This window comes from Alicyclobacillus dauci, from assembly GCF_026651605.1.
Classification (GTDB): Bacteria; Bacillota; Bacilli; order Alicyclobacillales; family Alicyclobacillaceae; genus Alicyclobacillus; species Alicyclobacillus dauci.
This window is the reverse complement of record NZ_CP104065.1, coordinates 27671-44139: the sequence shown is the minus strand read 5'-3', so window position 1 is coordinate 44139 and position 16469 is coordinate 27671. Positions and strand designations below refer to the sequence as shown.

General features: G+C 49.3%; 13 protein-coding genes and 2 pseudogenes. 10 read left to right on the top strand and 5 right to left on the bottom strand.

Annotated elements, in window-relative coordinates:
• The first annotated feature begins 47 nt into the window (after positions 1-47).
• Positions 48-1043 (top strand): cysteine synthase A, encoded by a 996-nt coding sequence (gene cysK, locus NZD86_RS23305; protein WP_268043567.1) that lies wholly within the window; start codon positions 48-50, stop codon positions 1041-1043.
• Between the two features lie 241 nt (positions 1044-1284).
• Here the strand turns inward: cysK and NZD86_RS23300 are convergent, their stop codons facing one another.
• The gene (locus NZD86_RS23300) at positions 1285-2502 is read right to left on the bottom strand and encodes an IS110 family RNA-guided transposase (RefSeq protein WP_268043568.1); all 1218 of its coding nucleotides are present in this window, start codon (positions 2500-2502) and stop codon (positions 1285-1287) included.
• A 247-nt stretch (positions 2503-2749) separates the two neighbouring features.
• Here NZD86_RS23300 and NZD86_RS23295 point away from each other — a divergent pair.
• Positions 2750-3523 (top strand): annotated as a pseudogene (locus NZD86_RS23295) (IS110 family RNA-guided transposase); the annotation flags it as partial.
• Between the two features lie 153 nt (positions 3524-3676).
• On the opposite strand, the gene NZD86_RS23290 reads toward NZD86_RS23295, so the two are convergent.
• The 4 genes and pseudogenes from NZD86_RS23290 to NZD86_RS24865 form a co-directional block, all read right to left on the bottom strand.
• The gene (locus NZD86_RS23290) at positions 3677-3997 is read right to left on the bottom strand and encodes a YciI family protein (protein ID WP_268043569.1); all 321 of its coding nucleotides are present in this window, start codon (positions 3995-3997) and stop codon (positions 3677-3679) included.
• Complete coding sequence (locus NZD86_RS23285) at positions 3994-4434, bottom strand: MarR family winged helix-turn-helix transcriptional regulator (RefSeq protein ID WP_268043571.1); 441 nt, start codon at positions 4432-4434, stop codon at positions 3994-3996. The genes NZD86_RS23290 and NZD86_RS23285 overlap by 4 nt, the downstream gene beginning before the upstream one ends.
• A 69-nt stretch (positions 4435-4503) precedes the next feature.
• A complete protein-coding gene (locus NZD86_RS23280; RefSeq protein ID WP_268047088.1) occupies positions 4504-5397 on the bottom strand; it encodes an IS1595 family transposase in 894 nt (297 codons plus the stop codon).
• Between the two features lie 111 nt (positions 5398-5508).
• Positions 5509-5574 (bottom strand): annotated as a pseudogene (locus NZD86_RS24865) (hypothetical protein); the annotation flags it as partial.
• A 1171-nt stretch (positions 5575-6745) separates the two neighbouring features.
• On the opposite strand from NZD86_RS24865, the gene NZD86_RS23275 reads away from it, so the two are divergent.
• The 8 genes from NZD86_RS23275 (at position 6746) to NZD86_RS23240 (ending at position 16435) form a co-directional block, all read left to right on the top strand.
• Positions 6746-8461, top strand: a complete 1716-nt coding sequence (locus NZD86_RS23275) for an alpha-keto acid decarboxylase family protein (protein WP_268043572.1) — start codon at positions 6746-6748, stop codon at positions 8459-8461.
• Positions 8462-9083: 622 nt separating this feature from the next.
• Entirely contained in the window at positions 9084-9839 is a 756-nt protein-coding gene (locus NZD86_RS23270) for a DeoR/GlpR family DNA-binding transcription regulator (RefSeq protein ID WP_268043573.1), read from the top strand.
• Positions 9840-9872: 33 nt separating this feature from the next.
• Positions 9873-11168: a four-carbon acid sugar kinase family protein gene (locus tag NZD86_RS23265; protein WP_268043574.1), complete on the top strand. Its 1296-nt coding sequence runs from the start codon at positions 9873-9875 to the stop codon at positions 11166-11168.
• Between the two features lie 22 nt (positions 11169-11190).
• Positions 11191-12204 (top strand): 4-hydroxythreonine-4-phosphate dehydrogenase PdxA, encoded by a 1014-nt coding sequence (pdxA, locus tag NZD86_RS23260; RefSeq protein ID WP_268043575.1) that lies wholly within the window; start codon positions 11191-11193, stop codon positions 12202-12204.
• Positions 12205-12321: 117 nt separating this feature from the next.
• Positions 12322-13305, top strand: coding sequence for a 2-keto-3-deoxygluconate permease (locus NZD86_RS23255; RefSeq protein WP_268043576.1), 984 nt, complete (start codon positions 12322-12324; stop codon positions 13303-13305).
• 174 nt (positions 13306-13479) lie between these two features.
• Positions 13480-14535 (top strand): nucleoid-associated protein, encoded by a 1056-nt coding sequence (locus NZD86_RS23250; protein ID WP_268043577.1) that lies wholly within the window; start codon positions 13480-13482, stop codon positions 14533-14535.
• A gap of 224 nt (positions 14536-14759) precedes the next feature.
• Entirely contained in the window at positions 14760-15737 is a 978-nt protein-coding gene (locus NZD86_RS23245) for a bile acid:sodium symporter family protein (protein ID WP_268046942.1), read from the top strand.
• 389 nt (positions 15738-16126) lie between these two features.
• On the top strand, positions 16127-16435 hold the full coding sequence (locus NZD86_RS23240) for a hypothetical protein (protein ID WP_268043578.1): 309 nt from the start codon (positions 16127-16129) through the stop codon (positions 16433-16435).
• Positions 16436-16469 lie beyond the last annotated feature (34 nt).

The window sequence follows — 16469 nt, the reverse complement described above, 5'->3', positions numbered from 1 at the left end:
CATCGGAAAAATAGTTTTAAGTCAGATTTAAGAAGAGGGGATTTACATTGAAACCACGTCCGAAGATTGCACGGAACATCACGGAGTTAATTGGCTCAACACCATTACTGCGCCTTAACCACATCAGTAACGACACCGGAGCCGAGGTTCTTGCAAAGGTGGAGTACTTCAATCCACTAGGCAGCGTAAAGGATCGAATCGGTTTTGCCATGATTGATTCTGCTGAGAAGAACGGTTTGATTCGTCCTGGTGCCACCACCATTATTGAACCGACAAGTGGCAACACAGGGATCGCACTGGCATTTGTTTCTGCTGCTAAGGGCTATCGCTGCATCTTGTGCATGCCGGACACTATGAGCGTTGAACGACGCAATCTGATGAAGGCGCTGGGGGCCGAACTAGTCCTTACAGAAGGGGCGAAAGGGATGAAAGGGGCCATAGCCAAAGCCCAAGAACTGAAGAAGGAAATAGCTGACTCGTTTATTCCTCAGCAGTTTGAAAACCCGGCAAATCCAGAAATCCATCGCAACACAACGGCACTCGAAATTTGGGAGGACACCGATGGCAAAGTTGACATCTTTGTCAGCGGTATCGGCACCGGCGGAACCATTACCGGCGTTGGAGAGGTTCTCAAGGCCCGCAAGGAATCCGTACACATAGTGGCCGTTGAACCTGAGGATTCTCCAGTGCTATCCGGTGGAACTCCCGGCCCACATAAGATTCAAGGTATTGGTGCCGGATTTGTACCGGAAGTGTTAAACACAAACGTTTACGGTGAAGTGATCCGTGTTACCAATGACGAGGCTTTTGAATCGGCAAGATCCATTGCGAGATCAGAAGGACTCCTCGTTGGCATCTCCTCGGGAGCAGCCATACATGCCGCTAAGATCATCGCTAGCCGTCCTGAGAACAAGGGTAAGACGATTGTTGTGCTTCTTCCTGATACTGGTGAACGTTATCTCTCTACCCCCTGTTCCAATTTGAATAAGGGCTGGAGCGACTCAATAGAGCGCCCCGAGGATTCACCTGATGCTACAGCGTAAGTAACATCGGCGCGTACAAAGGGTATAGTTTCCCATCAGGGCCCGGTTCTTAAATGACACCGGGCCTTTTGACGGACAAATCTCTTGTGCATATAGAGACATTGAACAGGTAACGACATTCTGCATTAAGGCCAATACTATCCTGAAAATAATTGAGCGATGACCAGGGTAAAACGACATACTGAAATAAGCCCACCACAAGATGGGTTTTAAAAGGAACTCTGTGATGTCTGGAGATCATTTATGCAACAGGTTTTACGGTGACCTCCAACCCGAGTGATTGCAACTTCCGGATCGCCTGCTTTACGACTGCGTCTTTCTTGCGTGCTTCGTAATATGTTGGGCCGAGTTCAATATAAGGCTGACGTCGCTGTAACACGTAATACACGATGGTTAAGATGCTGTGGGCCACTGCAACTGCTGCACGGTTTTTGCCTCTTCGAGCTGCAATTCGATGGTACTGGGCAGAGAGATAAGTCTGCTTCGTTCTCGCCGCTGCGCGTGCTGCTTCCACCAGCGCTGCTCTGAGTTTTTGATTCCCTTTGCGTGTTTTCCCCGACTTTCGTTTCCCGGCGCTTTCATTGTTCCCTGGAGCCAGTCCTGCCCAAGAGCATAAATGGGCAGCAGACGGAAATTGGGTCATGTCTGTCCCAATTTCAGCCAGAATTTGTTCTGCTGTTCGTCGACCGACACCGGGGATGGTGTCCACTAGCTCCAGGTCTTCTTCAAAAGGGAGCATGCGCTCCTTGACTTCTTCATCCAGCCGGGCAATCTCTTCATCCAAGTAATCGATGTGACGTAATTGGGCTGCCAGCATCATTCGTTGGTGGGAGCCCATAAGCCCATTCAGTGCCTTGTGCAAATCGGCCTTCTTCGCCTTCATCCGGCCTTTGGCTAACCCTAACAATACCTCCGGGTCTTCTTCTCCGTGGATCATTGCTTCCAACATCGCCCGCCCAGATTTGCCAAGTGTATTGCTGGCCACTGCAGAAAGCTTGATGTTGGCACCTTCCAACACCTTTTGAACCCGATTCACCTCTCTTGCCCGCTCGTCAATGAGACTTCGGCGGTAGCGAATGAGTTCTCGTAGTTCCCGTTGTTCACGGTTGGGGATGTAACTGGCTTGCAACAGCCCGTGGCGGAGCAATCCGGCGATCCATTCGGCATCCTTCACATCGGTCTTACGGCCCGGAACGTTCTTCATGTGCTTGGCGTTCACCACAAGCACTTGACAGTCCGCCGACTCCAGAAGGTTGTAGATTGGCTTCCAGAATGAAGCTGTGCTTTCCATAGCAACATGCGTGCATTCATGTTGTCCTAACCAGTCAACCATCTCCAGGAGATCCTCCGTCATCGTGGAGAACGTGCGAATCTCCTTGGCCTCCGGCGTCAGCACACAGGCGACCACCGTCTTCTTGTGCACATCGAGGCCGCAACAACGTTCGTATACGACATCCATGCCAATCCTTCCTGATGGACTGGTAATATTGAAGGGCTGGTGCAACGACCATAACGGATCATTCTATCCTGCGTGCTTCTCCGAGGAGGAGAGCGACATTCTGTGGTGCACCTGGTCGTCGTAGTCAGTCTAATCAGCGGGCTCGAGGCACCAAGGAGTGACGACCTGCCTTCGCCAGCCACCAAAAAATCATTCAACACAAAGGCATTTTCATCCTTCTGCTGGTGCCGCCCCGGCGGCATGGGAGTCTAATCTATGTGTACAAACGAAGCTACAGTTCACAGCGATTCTGGATCAGGCGTTTCCCGAGTACAGGGGCGTATTTGGTGACCTCTACTCGAAGGTCTCCTTATATGTATTGCGGGAGTTTCCGACAGCAGAATCCGTTCTCGCAGTCACACAAAATGAGCTGGCAAGTCGAGTCGATGCATTATGTCCAAGCCGTTCATCAAAATGGGCATCTGGAAAAGCTGAGGAAATCATCGCAGCAGCTACCCAGAATCCATTTTACGGGGCTCGATTGCAAAGCCACATCTTCAGTTTGAGGATGTACATCGAGATCATCCTTCAATACCAAGAGCACCTATCCACACTTGAGAATGAGATAGATGCTCTCGCTGAAACATTTGAAGAGTGGAGAGTTGTTCAATCCACCCCCGGTGTTGGAGAGAAAATCGCCGCCACGATTATCTCGGAAATTGGGGAGATTGATCGGTTTAATCACCCAAAGAACCTTGTTGCTTTTGCTGGTGTCGATCCAAGTGTATTCGCATCAGGCAAGTTCATAGCGAGCGTCAATCGAATCACGAAACGAGGCTCCAACAGGCTCCGACACACGCTTTACGTTGCCGTACTCTGTGGGTTGAGAAAGTCAGGTTGCAAGAGACTCAAGGCGTTCTACGACAGAAAACGCGAAGAGGGCAAACCTCACAAACTTGCCGTCGTAGCGTGTATTAACAAAATGATTCACTGGATTTATGCAATACTGAAGCACAACAAAACATTCCTAGACTTGGCATAGTGACCAGTAACGTCACGTAAAGAGAAAAACCTTCCAACTCATCTGGAGGGTTATTCAAAAGCGGCGCACACAAATTGATTCATTTCTCGGATAACAAAGACGGTGTACGCATTGACCCTCAATGTGTACACCGTATCTCGATGGAGAAGTGGTTTATGAACGATTCCTCAAATTCACGAGAACATCATCGAGTAGAAAGTTATTTTCTAGCGTTGCTTCTTCCACCTCGACGATTCTTCGATCTTGATAGTAGTTTGCTCTTGTGAATGGGTCTCCCGCAAGTAATCCTTCTGCTTCTTCCTGTGAGTCGGCTTTCAGAATCATGATTGCAGTTCCGTCTTTACCGGGACCGCAAAAGGGTAATTTGCCCTGTCGTTTGAGTTCTCCCAAATACGAGACATGCCCCTGTATGAGTTCGTCCGTCATCAAATGCCTTTGCTTATTTGACAAATGAACGATAAATTGTCTGTTCATTCCGCTGCCTCCTGTAACATTCGGTTCAAATTCTCAACTTGTTCTTTTAACTGTGCGAACTCTCCATTCAACACGGTGTTCAGTGCCTTGTCTGCCTCTACCAGCAGTGGGTACGCCTTATCGCATGCCTCCTTTCCCGCATCAGTCAAACTGACCAATGTCTCTCTCCTATTACTGGGGTTGAGAACTCGGTTGACCAACCCGCTACGTTCCATTCTGGACAAAAGTGTAGTGACGGTTGGACGCTCCAGCTCAAGTAGATGGCTGATTTCGCTCGGATTTGCGTATTCCTTGTCACGCAGTACGCCAAGCACGTAAACAGAGGAGGGAGTTAGCCCAAGCGGCTTGAGGTAATTCCCATACCATGCAAATACTTTCTTACGTGCCTGTGTCAACTGGAACGCCAAACAGTTTGTATAAATCTCTTTATGATCCATGATTCGTATACTAACAATTAGTATACGAATAGTCAATGAGAGCACCCTGATCTGGAATCCTTGAACGGTCTATGCCGAGATTTTACCTACGTTGGACACACTCAAGTTGTAGTAACAATCAGCGTGGCAAAGCAAATCGGGATCACGCTCACCAGTCTCATGTGACACGTAAAAGATGCTCCCAATGTCTTGACCTTTCAGAATTGGCTCGTTGCATAACGCACAAGTCCCTTGCGGTACGGAGGATTTATAACGAACATTTTTATTGTCAATGCACGACATAGCGAGGAAACGACGTTCCCACGTACCAGCGGCAATATCACGGGTCGTATCGACATAAGCAAACCACGTCATATAGTTGTCCAGGTATTTTGTGGAGACACCTTTGAAACGTTCCATCCATCCCTTCAAACGGCTGTGGTAGGCATTCACACTTTGGATGTGGTAAATACCTCTTGAATGCTCACCTTTGTTCTGATTGAGAACCACGTGTTTAATGCCAGCGTTTTTGCAGACGGTTTTGTACCCACGGAAAGCATCAGTACACAACACCGTGTCTGAACCGATTGCAGGCAATAACTGACGAGAAATTTCTTCTGTTTTCATGCTTGGCATGACCAATGACACCGTACGAGCGGTCCGGTCACGCAATACCAGTACAGGCACTTGCTCCTTACTGCGCCCTCGTTTGTGGGCTTCCTTTCCGTGCCTTCGTGGGTAACGCCCAAATACTTTGAAGAACGCTTCTCTTCGTGCATCGGGGTCCATCTTGTTCTTAAAATGACTTCCTTTGTATGACTTGCGGAAGAAAGTCTCGTCCGCTTCAACAATTCCGTTCAGTGTGATCGTAAGATCGGTTCTGGTCCGAAGGGACGCCAGAATTCGATGACGCCATTCAAACGCTGTTGAAACCGCAATCCCAAGTTCCTTGGCGATACGACGACAGGAATATCCGTCACGCATACACCTTGCCACCTCGTCCCACATATTTGCGGGCTTCTTCACATATGCAAGAGGTGTACCCGTCAAATCGGTAAATGTGCGACCACAGGACTTACATTTGTATCGTTGACGATCACTCGTTTTGCTGAACTTTCCGTAGCGTACGGTAGATTTACCTTTACATCTCGGGCACACCATCCCGCTTTTGAAGTGGGCTTCTCGCAAGTGCCGAATGTTCATGGCAATACCTTCCCTCTGGTTTTATGCCTCGATTCTACGTTCCTCCCAACATTTTGGTCAAAATATACACAATTAAACCGAACAGAGCCTTAAGCTAACATACAAAAGCATCTATTTTCACTGGCAATATTGACAAGCTATTAGCTGGTTTTGTTCAATAACCACACTACTAGACGAATGAGAACTGTCCGTACTACGAGGATTGCCAGGTTGCTCTTTGTCAGAGAACTACTTGCGCACTCCTGGCCGGGTAGCAAGGGCACCTTGCGGTGCCCTTGCCCCCTCAGAACCGTGCGTGACAGTTTCCCGTCACACGGCTCAAGCCACCTTCACCAGTTGTCTCTGCAACCCACTGCGGGGAATGCGACTTCTCGCATGCTCTTTCGAGTGTGACCCGTTGACTCGTCTCTTGGACGGATAATTGGGTTCATAACAGGTCACGCCATTCACCGTGTGCTACGAGATTTCCAGCTAGATGACCCTGGGCAAGTCAGCACGCTTTCGCGTTAGGACAATTGGTGTTGCCACCGTCCCTATCCACCCCATTACAGGATGGCATTCGCTTTTTGCCCACTCCTCTACCCCCTGGGGATTCGGCATCGCTTGCACTTTGCTTACTGTTCGGCTATTCCAACAGACCCCATCGGGCTTACCTTGTTTCATCGATAACCCATTAACCAAGTGTTTAGGTGCCCCGACTCCCGCGATAGCGCTTGGAACTGCGAATCAGCAATCTGGGAGTGCTGATCCCGACTACTTGCCTTTTGGCTCAAGCGTGTCAGAGTGTTTCGCTTGTCTTGCATAACGCGGTTTATAAGGGGTTCACTTTCGTTCACCATGCACCTGTAACCTAGCTCCGGTTCGAATCACCCTATCGAACTCGGCTACATTGTCTCGTGAGCTAGCGCAAGACAGCGTTACCGCCATCCCACGTCACGGTAGGTTCGCGCCCGCAGTTCTGGGCGGGTGGATTCACACCACATGATTATCGACAACTTACAAGTCGCAACTCAGATGTACAACAACAAAAGTGTTTATAAATAGAACATCCCTAATCGCTTGAACGCCGAATAACCGGTCCAATAAAAGGTTAATATCATACAGATAAATCCTTAGGAGTGTACAATCGATGGAAAACATGATGGCTGTGAGCGGCTCTGGCTCGCAATCCGGAACGACTCAAAAAACACTTGGCCAGTATTTGTTCGATTGCCTGAAGCTGGAGGGCATTACTGAAATTTTTGGTGTCCCCGGAGACTATAATTTTACACTGCTAGATACGCTGGAACGGTATAACGGCATCCGGTTTATCAATGGACGGAACGAACTGAACTCGGGCTATGCGGCGGATGGCTACGCAAGAATCAAAGGCATAGCCGCTCTTATTACGACCTTTGGAGTAGGGGAACTCAGTGCCTGCAATGCAATAGCTGGTGCCAACAGCGAGAATGTGCCGATGATTCACATTGTGGGGGCTCCTCCTGAGAAGGATCAAACGGAGCACAAGCTGATGCACCACACTCTAATGGACGGAAATTTTAATGTCTTTCGAACCGTGTATGAGCAGATTACGGCTTATACCGCAGTGCTCACGCCGGAAAACGCCGAGATTGTAATTCCGACCGCGATTCGCATTGCGAAGGAAAAGAAAAAGCCGGTATACCTGGTTGTAGCCGATGATTTAGTGACCAAGCCGATCAACATCCGGAAAGAGCCGGAACCGACACGTCCAACGTCCAACCTGAAAACCCTTCAGGCAGCAGCAGATCATGTCCGCCAACTACTGGAGCGTGCCCACCGCCCGGTTATTCTAGTCGACCTCAAAACGATGCGTTTCGGCCTTCAGACAGCGGTTCGCCAGCTGGCCGACGCCATGAACGTTCCTGTTGTGACGATGATGTCAGGAAAGGGAGCATTCGACGAGACCCATCCCAACTATATCGGAATGTATGAAGGAGCTTTTGGTAGTTCCTTAGTTCAAAAGACGGTAGAAAATGCTGACTGTGTCATTGCGGTCGGCATGGTATGGTCAGACATTAACACCGCAACGTTCACCGCAAAGCTAAATCCGCTGGTAACGGTTAATATTCAACCGGACATGGTCAAGGTCGCTGAAGCGGAATATTCGAATGTATTGGCAGCCGACATGCTGCTTGCGGTACAGAAATTGGGGTACAGGGGCCAAGGAGTGCGGGGAAATGTGTCATTCCCGTACGACCAAATCACCGGCAGTGTTGACCAACCGCTGAATGCGGCCGATTATTATCCCCGTTTTCAGCAGATGCTGAAAGAGGGCGATATTGTCATCGCCGAGACCGGATCGTTCTACTATGGGATGGCGCAGGTCAGACTGCCGCGCAATGTAACATATATTGCGCAAGGAGGCTGGCAGTCAATCGGATACGCCACACCCTCAGCGTACGGTGCTAGTATCGCCGCACCAGACCGTCGGGTACTGCTTTTTACGGGGGACGGCTCCCTGCAGCTCGCAGCCCAGGAAATCAGCTCCATGCTCTATTATGGCTGTAAGCCCATTATCTTGGTTTTGAACAACGATGGTTATACCATCGAGAAATATTTGAATGTCAAAACAGAGATAAAGGATCAGCGATATAACCAAATCCCGCGCTGGTCTTACACCAAGCTCGCTGAAGTATTTGGAGGCGATGCGTTTACCATGACAGTCCGGACGAATGGAGAGCTTGATCGAGCTTTAACCCAAGCTGAGAAGGAACATGCCGGAAGACTCTGCATCATTGAAATGATCGCCAGCGATCCGATGGACGCACCCGAGTATATGGTCCGGATGCGCAGTTATATGGAGAAGCAGCAAAGTCAGAAATAGTCCCCGATTGACAAGGGTGTTCCTGATATGATCTTTCAGGGGCATCCTTTTTTTGCGTTTGCAAATTAATTTAGTCATTGTCTCCAAAGTATGTAAGCAATCCGCGCCAGAACTAGATATATAATGATCTAAAAAATATGGGACTGTCTAAACGGTCTATAATAGCCTTGGGCAGTCGTTTTTCTACAACTAACATAAAGGAGTTTCAATAAAAACCTCATTTAGTTATGATAAGGTTCTCCGAGTTCAAACCTCAAATGAATGTCATGACGTAAGCCTGGAAACTTATGTTCAATATATTGAAAGCAACTGGCCCTTCACTCGCCCCCTCAATTACCTGAAGAATTTGGGATGTTCTTATGGGACGAACCTGCCCTTAGGTTCAATAACCACTTTACAGGTTTGGTGAATTGTTATACAGACAAAACACAGCAAGCAGCCCCGTTATGATCGATGCGGTTGTTCTGAGTATAGTACTTTATTTGTCGGTACACGACCTTGTTTTCAGTACATAACTCTATTTTCCGCGATCACTTTACAAATTGCCACCAAGGTAGTATGCTGTCATTGTAACTGAATACGTTTTCAGAAAACGTATTCAGTTTATCGAGGTGATAGACATATGGTGACGATAAAAGACATCGCAAACACTGCAGGAACTTCACTCTCAACCGTTTCCCGAGTGCTAAACGGAATCGCGATCCGAGATAAGACACTCGCAGAAAAAATCCATAAAATTGCGGAGCAGATGAACTATCAACCCAATGAGGCAGGGCGAAACCTGCGAATGGGCTCGGACGACGACTTCGGACCCGTGCTAGAAATTCGCTCTAGACAAGACGTGAACGTGAAGCGACTCATTGCGGCGGAAGCTGCGAAAATGGTCACGGCTCGCGATGTTGTCGTATTAGATTCCGGATCAACTGTCGCTCAGATGGCCTTTCATTTACCGGCAGATGTGCTGGTCTATACAAACTCACTGGCCGTTGTGCAGCCAGCAGCCAAACGTGGTGTGCACGTTCACCTGGCGCCTGGATTGTATGTACCCGCCATGGGAGCTGTTTTTGGACAGGAAACTGAGGACTATTTTAGGAGACACAAATCAAGCATCTACTTCTTGTCATCGGCCCGTGTCGATGTCCGGACAGGGCTCTTCAACCTGAATGCGACGACGTATAACGTGAAACGCGTGGCGCTGGAGCATGCAAGCAGGAAAGTCCTCATGGTTCACCACGAGAAGTTTTGTGATGCGGGCTTGGACACTTTTGCACCATTATCGTCGGTTGACATGATCATCACTGACTTTGTCCCTGATATCTTCCGTGACCCGGTGTCTCAGTCAGGCGTTGAGGTCATTGAAATAGGAGGACAACAGTAAAAGACACCCACACGGAGAAAGGGGTGGTACAGGATGACAAAAGGACAGCGTATTTACGTGATCGCAGACGACTTAACAGGCGCCGCCGATGCAGCAAACTACTTTCGTACAGGGTCACACCAGGTGAGAGTGAGCTTCCGTTCCGACTCACCGTGGGTGTTTTCTCTAGGCTCAAACATCGTCCAGGTGTTCGATTCGGAGAGCCGAGCGTTGGATGAAGACACGGCGCGACAAATCGTCATGAACGCAGGAGAGCAGCTCCGAACGTCGCCAAATGTTCCCTTTCTGGTGTACAAGAAAATCGATTCGACTCTTCGGGGACATGTTGGGAGCGAGATCGAAGCATTTTTGAAATCTCTCCACCGGCGTGTTGCTGTCTTGGCACCGACATTTCCCGCAAATGGCCGAATTGTTCAAAACGGTACGCTTTACGTCAATGGATCGCCCGTGAGCCAGACAGATTTCGCGAACGACCCTCGCAACCCGGTGACCCAAGACAGAGTGGCTGATCTCGTTCGCCAAACAACAACCCTGCCCGTCATTGAGTTGACTGAGGATGTTCTGGCTCGAGGAATCGACGTCGTGGCCGAATTCATCGAGGGTGCTGCGCACAAAGAGGCCATTATCGTGGCAGACTCGACAACAAACGAGGAACTCGCGGTGATTGCAAAGGCAATTGCATACAATTCATCGGTTCTTCCCTGTGGCTCAGCTGGCTTAGCAAAACAGTTGGCCGCCTGCTGGCTAAATGATGCATCTGAAAGTGAATCAAACCTCTTACCGCAACAAATGCCATCGTGTGAACATGTTTTGGTTGCCGTTGGCAGCGCCAATCCGGTGGCACATCGACAGTTGGAGCACGTCACCCGGACCTATCAATCGTCCATTGTTGAACTACAACCCTTGCTGCTCGCAAAGCAAAATACGCACGCAATAGAACTTCAGCGCGGAAGTGATGAACTCGTTCATTGCAGTGATCAGCCAGTTGCAGGGGTCACGCTTGCTCCAGCTAGGGCAATGAGAGATTCCGCTTTACCTGGTAGCTTCGAAAGTGACTTAGCGTATGCCGTCAATCAATGGACGGAAAGTATGTCGGATCGGAACGCCATCGGATTTGTGGCCACTGGCGGAGACACCGCTTTGGCATTGTGTGAGGCTCTGAATGCGGCGGCGATTTGGCCAGAAGGTGAAGTGATAGCTGGAATCCCGTGGAGTTGGATCGAGACGAGCCACGGAAAAATCCCGCTGGTATCCAAGGCAGGCGGTTTTGGAGCCATGAGTGCGTTAACAGAGGCTGCCGGCTTTTTACTGAACAAGTGCCCAGTTTGATAACCGAATGGAGATGTTCAACATGTCAAAGCCAACAATTGCAATGACCATGGGCGATCCCGCGGGCATCGGCCCAGAAATCTCTCTGCTCACTGCCGTCAGTCGAGAGGTAAACGAGAGAGTAAACACATTCATCATCGGTGACAAAGGACGACTCGAAGAAGCGCTCGCTGTCCTGAAGCGTGCTGGTAAGGTAACGAATGAGCCGCATATTCGCTCAATCGCCAGCGTAGCGCAGGCGAAGTTCGAACCTGGGATTGTCAACGTCATGGACCTGGGCAACGTGCCCAAAAGTTTGCCGTGGGGCGAATTGAGTGCTACGGCTGGGCAATGTGCGTTCGACTACATCGAGCGAGCGGTAAAACTGGCCGTAGACCACACCATTGACGCCATTTGTACAGCACCTTTAAACAAAGAAGCTTGGAAAATGGCTGGCATCAAGTACCCTGGCCACACGGAAGCCCTCGCTGCTTTGTCGGGATCGCCGAGCTCGGCCATGATGCTCGTCAACAAAGGGCTACGTGTCGTTCATGTCACGACGCATGTCAGTCTCAAACAGGCCATTGAAATGGCAACCAAGGACCGCATTCTTGGGCGTATCCGTCTCACTGCTGAGTCCCTCTTGAGATATGGCGTGCAAAATCCCAGAATTGCTGTCGCAGGCCTCAACCCTCATGCGGGCGAAAGCGGCTTGTTCGGTGACGAGGAAGAAAAAGAGATTATCCCAGCCATCCAGCAAGCTCAATCAGAAGGTTTCGCCGTAACCGGGCCACTGCCGCCTGACTCGGTATACTCGAGAGCGGCTAACGGTCAATTCGACGCAGTTATTGCCATGTACCATGACCAAGGGCATATCGCCATCAAGATGCTGGGCTTCGATACAGGCATCAACGTGACGCTGGGCCTGCCGATTTTGCGAACCTCCGTCGATCACGGCACAGCCTTCGACATCGCCGGCAAAGGAATCGCTCGGGAGCAAAGCATGATCGAATCCATTCTTGTCGCAGCGGACTTTCTCAAAGGAACGAATCACTGAGCACGATCCGGCGCGGACACGGAAACCAGTTCGCGCCACCCCTGATTTTTCGACATCTATGAAAGCGCTTTTCGATTGCGTTTACATCACTGAGTCAGACAGAAGGAGAGGGTTTCAGTGCGTATCAAACGAACGATTGATAAAATTCCAGGTGGGATGATGATTGTTCCACTTCTCATCGGAGCGATTGTCCGAACCGCTTTCCCACACCTTGCCGACGGCACGGTGTTCAAAAGTTCGTTCACTGGCGGATTGCTAACCTGCGCGCCCGCACTGCTGGCGGCGTTTTATATCTGCCTCGGTTCGACGATTGAATTTAAAGCTGCAGGTTATATCATGAAAAAAGGTATCTCCCTGTGGCTCGGAAAGATTGTACTCGCTGCGGTGATATGTCTCATCATCAAGGCGGTGGTTCCCGATCAAAACCACATGTTTCTCGGCCTGTCTGCCCTCGCCATCGTCGCGGCGTTCTCCGACACGAACGGCGGGCTGTATATGGCCTTGATGGGTCAGTTCGGCAAAAAAGCAGAAGATGTCGCGGCGTATTCCATTATGTCGCTTGAATCTGGTCCGTTCTTCACCATGCTCATTCTCGGTGTCGTAGGACTTGCATCATTTCCGGTCATGGCTTTTGTGTACGCGGTATTGCCTTTGATTATCGGCATGATACTGGGTAATCTGGACATCGACATGCGTAAGTTCCTCAGCCAAGGACAGAGTGTGTTAATCCCCCTGTTTGCCCTTGCACTTGGTTTTGGGATTAATTTAAAGAACGTGATTTCTGCAGGCGCTTCGGGATTAATTCTTGGACTGGCAGTTGTCGTCATCACGGGTATCGTTCTAGTCCTGATCGATCGCGTCACTGGTGGCACAGGTCTGGGCGGCATGGCTGCCGCCTCCACAGCTGGTAATGCTTCTGCCGTTCCGGTAGCTGTCGCTGCAGTCTTTTCTGGCTATAGAGCAATCGCGGCTACAGCCATGGTTCAAGTCGCAGCGGCCGTCATTGTCACCTCAATCCTAGTACCCATTCTCACAGCGTGGATGGCAAGGCGTGCGGAACGAAAGGCACATGAAGCGATGAAGGCCCCAATTCACATGTGACTGTTTCGTCCTCAGTGGCTCCCGAGGAGCGTGATCGAGAATGAGCGACTCGGGTGGCCTTTTTCCAATCCAAAAAACCGTAATCTATATGAGGCGGGCTGTGAATAAAATAGGATTTACCGCTCCCTATGTCGAAAAGGTGTGTCTGCACTACGAGAGATGGGGTCGATCACGATGTTAAACTTTGCCGCGGTGAATATGGAACGCCTCGTCATTCACAGGGTTGGGAACAAAGCAAACGAGGAGGAGTTGCTATGTTCCAACGCGATCGTCAAAATTGATGACGAGCAAGTTCAACAATTGCTGTTTAAGTATCTCCTGCAACCTTTTCGGAAGAATGAAAATATCAACCGATTCTCCCACAGTACGGATATTCGTTTTAACGAAATCTATATGTATATCACTCAAGTCTTTCAGGATCCAAACACATTTCTGGAACAGTCTAAAAACATCGCTCGGCACTTATATGAGAATTCAACTCACCCCAGAATTAAGGGTGGGGAGTTCTATATGGCGTACTTGCATAACGTGGAGGACGGCGACATTATAACAGATGCCATCGGTCTGTTTCGCACCGAGAACAAGGAAACGTACCTAAAGGTGGTGGAAAGAAGCGACGCGTTTAACGTCGTGTCTGACAGTGGAATTAACATCAAGGCTCTGGACAAAGGTTGCCTAGTGCTCAACACCAACGCTGAGCAAGGATACAAGGTGTATGTCGTAGATTCACACAGCAAGGCTGCGAACGAAGCTCGCTATTGGAAGGATGACTTTCTACGCATAGAGCCCGCACGCCCAGAGGATGCCATCACGAGAGATTACATTGAGATGGTTGGGCAATTTGTGACGGACGAGATCGTAGACGAAAACAAAATTAAACCCGTAGAGCTGCGATCACGAACACTCCAGTTCTTCGAAGACAATCCCAAGTTTGAAATGTCTAGATTCGAGGAAGAAGTGCTCCAAGAACCCACCTACATTGAATCTTTTCGGGCGTATAGCGGGCAGTACCAAGAAGAACACGCCATGGAGCCACCCACAGAGTTTCAGATCTCCCCGTCTTCTGTAAAATCCGCCAAGCGCCGTATGAAAAGTGTCATCAAGCTGGATAAATTAGTGGACATCTATGTTCGATCGCATGATCCACAGGACCTAAAACACATTGAACGCGGACACGATTCGGCAAAGAACATGAATTACTACAAAATCTATTTCACGGATGAAAATTAACATTACATATGCCGGTTTAATAGACGACGATGAGTCGCTCTTTTGGCATTTGCTATGTGATGGATGCGCTGCGACCGGACGGAATCGTGTCCGGTCGATTTCGCTGAGCAATTTGGGCATCACCGAGACTTAGCACACACACTTCCAACACCATCAATTCTTCCTTGTATATTCTAAAATTTCGTACTACTATATGTGCTGACAACTCGAAAGGACTGGTAATTCTGAAAACGTTGGAAGCGATAAGTCGATTTGTTGGGAGTACGTTTGCGTACTGGGTGCTATTGTTTGCAATTGTGGCATTCATAGCACCGCATGATTTCGTATGGATCGGAAAATATACGGTTGAACTTTTGGGTGTCGTCATGTTTGGCATGGGTTTAACCTTGTCTCCAGCCGACTTCAAAGAAGTTTTCCGCAGGCCTAAGGATGTGGCTATCGGGGTGGTTAGCCATTTCGTCGTCATGCCCTTACTGGCATTTTTGATCTGTTTGGCATTGCGATTACCATCTGACATTGCTGTGGGCGTTATTTTAGTGGGAAGTTGCCCCAGTGGTACATCATCCAATGTCATGACATTTCTGGCGCGGGGCGATGTCTCCCTCGCTGTTTCCATCGCGTCAGTATCCACCATTCTGGCCCCCATTGTTACGCCAGCGTTGATTCTGTTGTTCGCAAGCAAGTGGGTGGCGGTAAACCCAGTTTCTCTCTTCTGGCAAATTGTTCAGGTGATCATTATTCCAATTATCATTGGCCTAATCGTGAAATCCATATTTCGAGGCACAGCAAAAACGACCAGTAAAATTTTGCCCCTAGTTTCAGCCATAGCAATCGTCGCAATTGTTGCCGGAGTCGTAAGTGGGAGTCATAAACAAATTGCCGCTACTGGCCTACTGATATTTCTGGCTGTCGTTTTACACAACGTATGCGGTTTTGCCCTGGGTTATTTATTGGCTAAGATCACCGGGATGGAGCTTCCGAAACGTGCGGCTGTTTCATTGGAAGTGGGTATGCAAAATTCAGCTTTGGGCGTGGCCATCGCAAAGGCCCATTTTACACCTATAGCAGCTGTACCAAGCGCAATTTTCAGTGTCTGGCACAATATTTCTGGTGCCATTCTTGCGAGCATATACAGAGGAATGAACCAGAGAAGACAAGAACGGGCGGGGCACGCGGATTCATCCGGCACGCTTGACGTTTAAGTTACAAATTTGTGGTGGTCACCCTGCGGCTAACCGATGTTCAACCCAACAAGGCCAAACAAACACCGGGGCGAATTAGAGACCCCGGTGTTTGTTTGGCCTGAGGGCGCGCACATACTCTATTTTAGCGCCGCCTACGTACGAACTTCACGAAGTTTCCTCTACTAACCGAGTAACCAACCTCTCCTTCTTGCCATGTAATGTCCCTTCGACTGCCAATCAGTCAAGTTACCACTTTCCCTCGCATATACTTCATTGTTTATCAAAACTAACAGTTGCAGTTAGGTGATACTAACTGTAGAATGTAGCCATGAATCATGACCTATTTAGTCAAGATTAGCACAAATACAGTCTTGACTGTTTATCAATTAACGAAGGAGGATACATAGTTGCAGATGAAACTGATTCGACCCAAACATCTGTTTCTGACCATAGCCGCAATGATTGTTGTTGGCGCCCTGGTCTGGCAAGGGGTTACAGCCGGAGGAAGTCCTGATCCGACCAGAAGCAACGTAGGTCACGGGGCCGCCATTGTGGATACGGGAATATTGGTATTTAGAGAAGGATTAGAAACGATTCTCGTCCTCTCCGCCATCACTGCAAGCTTGGTGAGAACTCGTCAATCTTACTGGAAGCCTATTTCGGGGGCGCAGGCCTCGCATTTGCGGCTACGCTTGTTACCTGGTTTGTCGTTGTAGGAATTATCTCTCTTGTCGGTCAGACAGCACCTGA